This is a genomic window from Coleofasciculus sp. (assembly GCF_046539235.1).
Lineage (GTDB): Bacteria > Cyanobacteriota > Cyanobacteriia > Cyanobacteriales > Coleofasciculaceae > Coleofasciculus.
Window position 1 is genome coordinate 1 of sequence record NZ_JBKHHI010000409.1, and the last position, 6,115, is coordinate 6,115.

Sequence of the window (6,115 nt, forward strand, 5' to 3'; positions counted from 1 at the left end):
GATTGATATTAAGTCTCTCTTTTGATTTTTCACAACCTATTTAGGATTGCTATATAAGTAGGTGGGGACAATTAAAGTTAACGGTTGAGATTAGGGAACAGGGAACAGTAAGGGTTTGAGGAACATTCACAGAACTTAACATAGTTCGGTTTATTTCCACCGACCTACTTAGTCCTCAAACCCTCACAAATGACCAATGACAGATGACAGATGACAATCTTCACCGTTAACTGTCATGTTTCCCACCTCCTTACTGTTGATCCTTCTGCCATCGAGCGATTGCCTGCTGTGCGGCTGGGTATGATGGAGTCCCCGGCGGAACTAAGGCGGCGGTTTGTCTCGCCAGTGACAACTGACCCCGCCATGCGCGGGAATTGGCGATCAGGTAAATCTGGCGACTCCATTGATTAATTAACTGTTGCGCTTGAGCATAACCCGGTTGACCTGGGGGAATTTTACTTAAAGTATTAATTGCCCGATTATAAGACGAGGCTTGATTCCGTCGCAGTTGCTGTTTAGCCGCTTGAATAATGGCTTGGCTTTGCTGCTGCTGTTGGGCTTGAGTCTGCCAGGTTTTAATCGCCGACTGCGCCCGATTATAAAGCGAGGGATTGGTAGACGGAACTAATTTTGCCGCCGCGATCGCCGATGCAAAATTGCCTTGTTTCGCCCGCCCTTCGGCTAAGTCAAGAATCACCTGACTCCAGCGCTGGATATCCTGTTGCGCTTGTTGGTAAAGAGGTTCACCGGGTTGAATTTTCTGGGCTTGGGCGATCGCTTGACTGAAGAGTGAGGCTTGATTGGGTTGGATTGTGCCCTTAGCTTGTGCCAAAATCCGTTGGTTCGCTTCCATCGATTCCGGATCAGATGGTGGTGGTGAGGCGGGTGATTTTTCCTGGGGTTTATCCTCAGACACAGGTTCGATAACCTGATTTTCCACGGGCGAAGCTGGAAGGGGCGAACCGTTGGGTTCGGGTGAAGGGCTAGTCTGATCAGCGACGGGACTTTGAGCCACTGACCCCTCCGTCTTTTCATCGCCTGTAGGTTGGGTTTCGGTTACAGGCTGGATGATCTGCGAACTTGTCCCAGTTTGGCGGTTGAGAATCTTGAGAGTGAGTAGCATCAGCACCAAAACCAGTATCAGTCCACCACCTTGCAGCAGCCATTGTTTCCATGTCTGATCCTTGGGATTATCGTTCTCGGACGCGAAATCAGGTGTCTTAACCAAAGCGGTTGTTGAGTTAGACGGTTCCTCAACATTCCTCGGTATTAACGAGTTCGTCGGTTGTTTGTCTGGTATGGCAATCCCATAGTTGGAGACGGGGGGGGTTGCGCCATTAGTGGAGGCTTCCTGATAGGCTGATTTGCCATTGGTCTGATCCGCCGATGTTAATGTCGAGGCAATTGTTGTCGCCGTTTTCTCTTCGACTGAAGCGGACTGGGGGATCGGCAAAATGAGTTGTTGTCGGTTTGTCTGTGAAGGGATGATAATTAAAGGCGTCTGTATCGGTCGCCAGTGGTGTTGACTTAATTCCGGTAAGCGATCGCCTAAATACTGCTCCAAGTTGGCTAGGGTTAGATCCTGTTGATAGTAGTGCAGGGCTTCCAATAAGGCGGCGCTAAACAAACCATTCCGCAACGCCGTCGCTTCGTGGGAAAATTGCCCAAGCTGACTGGACATGATCAGCGTAATTCCCATCTGACGGGCTAATTCCACGGTTTCCGCACCCACCGATTCCCCGGCTTGCAGTCCTGGCGATCGGTTAATATCTAGCAAAACCAGCAGATTTTCATCCCCTTGAGGCTGAAGCGAACTAAGCAGCGATCGCATTGGTATCCCGGTACGGGGAATATCCTGGGGATTCCCATCTATAGGCATTAGGTAATCGGCTTGTTGCCAACAAACACCATAACCACTGAAAAAGAACCACCGCCAAGACTTCGACGCAGACGTTTTGCCGTTCGTCGGGGAGGGTTGGCGAGTCGCGTCCAGCCAGCGCCAAATATTGTCCTGATTGGGATAGGTTGATTGGCGATCAATCAAAGGTGAATGATCGGTTAAAACTAAATAATCCTCGGATGACCCATTCCCCTGCTGCACCAGAAACTGCCACAAGGCTTGAGCATCCGCCTGTCCGTAGTTCAAGGGCGGTAAAAACTGATAGCGATTAATGCCAATTGCAACGCAAGCGTAATTTGCCATGGGTTTTGGGTTTCGACGTTGGCGGCTGGAACTTGGTCAGTGTTGCCATCGTCTTGTCGGACTAACGGTTCAGTCTTGATCAAGACATTACAGACAAAATCATTTTATAGTCTCCGCTACCTGTCCGTCAGGATAACCCTGAAATCGTCTCCAACGGGGAGATTTAAAGAATCATCAACAATCTGCCCTTCAGCGGTTATCTGAGGCAACGTCTGCTGTTAAAATCTCTGTTTCATAACCCGTCGTCTACCCCAATGATCCAGTCAATTGCCCGAAAACAAATTGCGCCACTCGGTTTATGGGTGTTGGTCGGTTGTACCAGTATCAGTTGGCTGATCACAGCCGCGATCGCTCCTGAGATGGCTCAAGCTTACACGGCACGAGTGGAAGTATCTCTGATCAGTCAACCCGAGGAAAGTTATTCTAACTTTCTCCGCCGCGCTGAAGCCGTTGCTAGAGCCGCCGCCCAGCGCAGTTTCGATGGTGATATATTAGTCACTGATGTCGCCGTGACGATTATTGGGCAACATAATAATGCGATCGCGCCCATTTTGTTGCTAGAAGTGAGTCGTCAAAACTGGAAACGGCGTCCTATTGTTTCGTTTTGGGCAACTTATTTTCCGGGGACTCAATCCCTGCTAGACTTTAGCCAGCCAGCAGAGTCTAACCCGCCAGCCGAGTCTGAGGCTAATCAGTAAATAGAGAGAGGGCTTGTGCATGATGTTTGAGGTAGCGTGCTAGTACCTCAAATTACCCAAGCCCTTAAACCATTCAGGTTCTGATTTGTCCCTACATGCAATTGTGTCTTCCGAGGATGGGTTCCCGCCTCAGCAAAACTTCTTAATCTTTTACGTCAATTGGCTGATAAATATAGCACTAAACACATCGATTAGGACTTATCCACCTGATCAGTTTAACCTCAAGACATTCCTGTCGATTTTGCCAATGGTCGGCATATTGTTGCCCAGCTGCACTAACAAGCTGCACTAATTAGACTGGTTTTGTTGTTGTTGACGCTCTTTGACAGCCTGAGTTAACAAGTAGGTCGCTAGGCTACTCAGTGACCGACTTTCTTCCTCTGCCCACTGTTCCAAGGCTCTCTGGATTTCTTCCGGTAGATAAGCAGTGACCCGCCCTTTTAGTTTCATCAGCCCTAAATTTTAATGCTTCAACATATTCCAGTATATAATTTTTCACTGTTTATTGCACAATCTAAATTCGTTATACGTTAAAATAACACATTTTACGCTGATAATCTAGGTTGGTCTTTTACACCTGTAAGGGGGACGGAAGGGGGATCTATAAGGGAAGAGGGGGATTTGAACGGGATGGAGAGGAGCTGGGGGTGAGGGCTGTAGCCTGACATACTGCCAAATTGTCCAAATCTCCACAGGACAAATTAAACCAAATGGGGTATACCTTAAATGTCCCATAAGTCTGACAATTATTTATAATATTTTTAATGGGTACTAAAAAAATGATATCGCACTTTAACCCTAAAGCGGTAGCTTTACAGAATCTGCATTTTGTTAAGCTTCAATGAAGTAGACTATTGAATCAAGTTCACTATATTAATTCCCCAAAAATAGGAAACTAAAGCGTCGATAAATCGTCATTTATTCTGAGTATTCCTGACCCTAGAATAGGCAACAACCAATGACAGACAAGATGAACACAACAGTATTGATCAATTGCTGGTTGGTGGTTGCCAATCTATTCACCATGACCAAGAAAAAAAGTAAACGAATTCACTATCTACTGTTGACGTTACTCCTGGCTGGCTTACCAACGGGGGGACTGGCTCAATCGGTTGTTGAAGCGCCAGATGGGACGGGTACTATTGTCACACCCAATGGGGATCAGTTTGACATTACCGGGGGACAAACTTCTGGGGATGGGGTGAATCGTTTTCATAGCTTCAGTGAATTTGGTTTAGACGCGAATCAAACGGCTAATTTTATTTCTGATCCTACTATTAAAAACATTCTGTCCCGTGTGACAGGTGGCGACCCTTCGGTCATTAACGGGTTGCTGCAAGTGACTGGGGGAAATTCTAATCTATTTTTAATGAATCCTGCGGGTATTGTATTTGGTGAAAATGCTCAACTTAACGTTCCCGCATCCTTTACCGCTACGACGGCTACGGGTATTGGCATTGGCGATAATTGGTTCAATGCACAAGGGGCAAATAATTATGCCACATTGATCGGTCAACCCAATGCGTTTACATTTAACACCGCCAACCCCGGATCAATTATTAATGCAGGTGATTTGGGGGTAGAAGCCGGACAAGATTTAAGCTTAATTGGGGGTACGGTTGTCAGTACGGGTAGCTTAACCGCGCCAGACGGAGGAATTAGTGTGACCACTGTCCCTGGTGAGAGTATGGTGCGGATTAGCCAACCTGGATATATGCTGAGTTTAGAGGTTCAACCCTCTGATTCAATCCCGTTAACTCCCCTGAATTTGCCTCAGTTGTTAACCGGGAGTGGACAAATACCGGGTGTGGAGGTGAGTAGTAGTGGAGAGGTTAAATTAGTTGGGTCAGGTATCGCTGTAGAAGATGGGGATATCGTGGCGCGTAATGTGAATTCCCAAACGGCTACACTATCAGCTCAACATAATCTGACGTTAGTGGAGAGTCAGTTACAAACAACGGGAGACTTGAATCTGCTGGCAAAGGATACAGTACGGGTGCGGGATAGTCTGGTCAATCCGTTTCTTGCCCAAGCTGGGGGAAATCTCTACCTTCAGGGAAATCAGAGTATTGATATTTTAGCCCTAAATCATCCGCAAACACCGTTTCAAAGTGGTGGAAATCTCAGTTTAGTCAGTGATGGCAATATTTCTGGCGATGCTCACTTTGCTAGTGGGGGAAATTTCTCGATTCTAAATTTATCGGGAAAGCCAGGTGATTTTGTTAGCCTTTACGATCCAATTATTCGTGTCGATGGGGATGTTGAGTTTGGAGATTACGAAGGTGCAGCCCTTTTGGTAGAAGCGACAGGTAGTATCCAGGGAGGCAATATTACGATTACTGCTCCGGATAATGATCTTGAGGCTACTGCAGGAATTTCTGATTCAGATTTGGAGCTTTTGACCAGTCAACCAACCCTGATTTTGCGAGCAGGGTTGGATGCGGTAACTTCGACTAACGTTCCTGCAACTGAAGGCTCAACCAATTTTCAAACACCCGGATCACCGTTATCGCTACCACCAGGAAGTATCAATGTAGGAAATATTAACACTTCCGATGAAGTTTCTGAGTCTAACCAAGCTAATGCCGGTCCTGTAATATTGTTTGCCACTGGTGACATTATTACGGGTACTATAACGGCGACTACAAATAGGGGTAGTGGAGACGATTCTGGTTTTGTAAATCTGTCGGCTCAAGGAAATATTACGACTGACACTATCAACACCAGTGATAAAGGACAGGGTGATGCGGGTTCTGTGACAGTAACAGCCGGAGGTAATATTAGCATCAATGATATAGATGCCAGTGAGCAAGGACAAGGGAATGCGGGTTCTGTGACAGTAACAGCCGGAGGTAATATCAGCATTAATGATAATGATATAGATGCCAGTGAGCAAGGACCAGGTAATTCAGGCGACGTAACCTTGACAGCAGGGGGTTCGATTACACCAACCAATATCGATCAGACGGCTCTCCCACCAGGCACTAGGGGTCAGCTTCAGATAACACCTAACCAAACCAACCTTATACCCAATCCCCAACCACAACCCAATCCCCAACCACAACCCAATCCCCAACCACAACCCAATCCCCAACCACAACCGCAACCCGAATCGATTCCTGAACGGATTCCTGAACGGATTTTTGTTTATGAACGGATTCCTCTTTATGAACGGATTCCGGAACCAATTCCTGAACCGGAACCAATTCTTGAA

4 protein-coding genes are annotated in these 6,115 nt (G+C 46.9%); 2 read left to right on the forward strand and 2 right to left on the reverse strand.

Going from position 1 to position 6,115, the window contains the following annotated elements; genetic code table 11:
* Positions 1-250: 250 nt before the first annotated feature.
* On the reverse strand, positions 251-2,203 hold the full coding sequence (locus ACLFWI_RS25430) for a caspase family protein (protein WP_446415235.1): 1,953 nt from the start codon (positions 2,201-2,203) through the stop codon (positions 251-253).
* A 254-nt stretch (positions 2,204-2,457) separates the two neighbouring features.
* On the opposite strand from ACLFWI_RS25430, the gene ACLFWI_RS25435 reads away from it, so the two are divergent.
* Complete coding sequence (locus ACLFWI_RS25435; protein WP_446415236.1) at positions 2,458-2,901, forward strand: hypothetical protein; 444 nt, start codon at positions 2,458-2,460, stop codon at positions 2,899-2,901.
* A gap of 288 nt (positions 2,902-3,189) precedes the next feature.
* Here ACLFWI_RS25435 and ACLFWI_RS25440 read toward each other — a convergent pair whose 3' ends face one another.
* Entirely contained in the window at positions 3,190-3,351 is a 162-nt protein-coding gene (locus ACLFWI_RS25440; RefSeq protein WP_006104592.1) for a ribbon-helix-helix domain-containing protein, read from the reverse strand.
* A 508-nt stretch (positions 3,352-3,859) separates the two neighbouring features.
* Here ACLFWI_RS25440 and ACLFWI_RS25445 point away from each other — a divergent pair.
* On the forward strand, positions 3,860-6,115 hold a 2,256-nt coding region (locus ACLFWI_RS25445), incomplete at its 3' end, for a two-partner secretion domain-containing protein (protein WP_446415237.1).

Bases quoted from the DNA above. Each gene is read 5' to 3' on its own strand.
- ACLFWI_RS25440 (WP_006104592.1), bottom strand. From the start codon at position 3,351: ATGAAACTAAAAGGGCGGGTCACTGCTTATCTACCGGAAGAAATCCAG.
- ACLFWI_RS25430 (WP_446415235.1), bottom strand. From the start codon at position 2,203: ATGGCAAATTACGCTTGCGTTGCAATTGGCATTAATCGCTATCAGTTT.
- ACLFWI_RS25435 (WP_446415236.1), top strand. From the start codon at position 2,458: ATGATCCAGTCAATTGCCCGAAAACAAATTGCGCCACTCGGTTTATGG.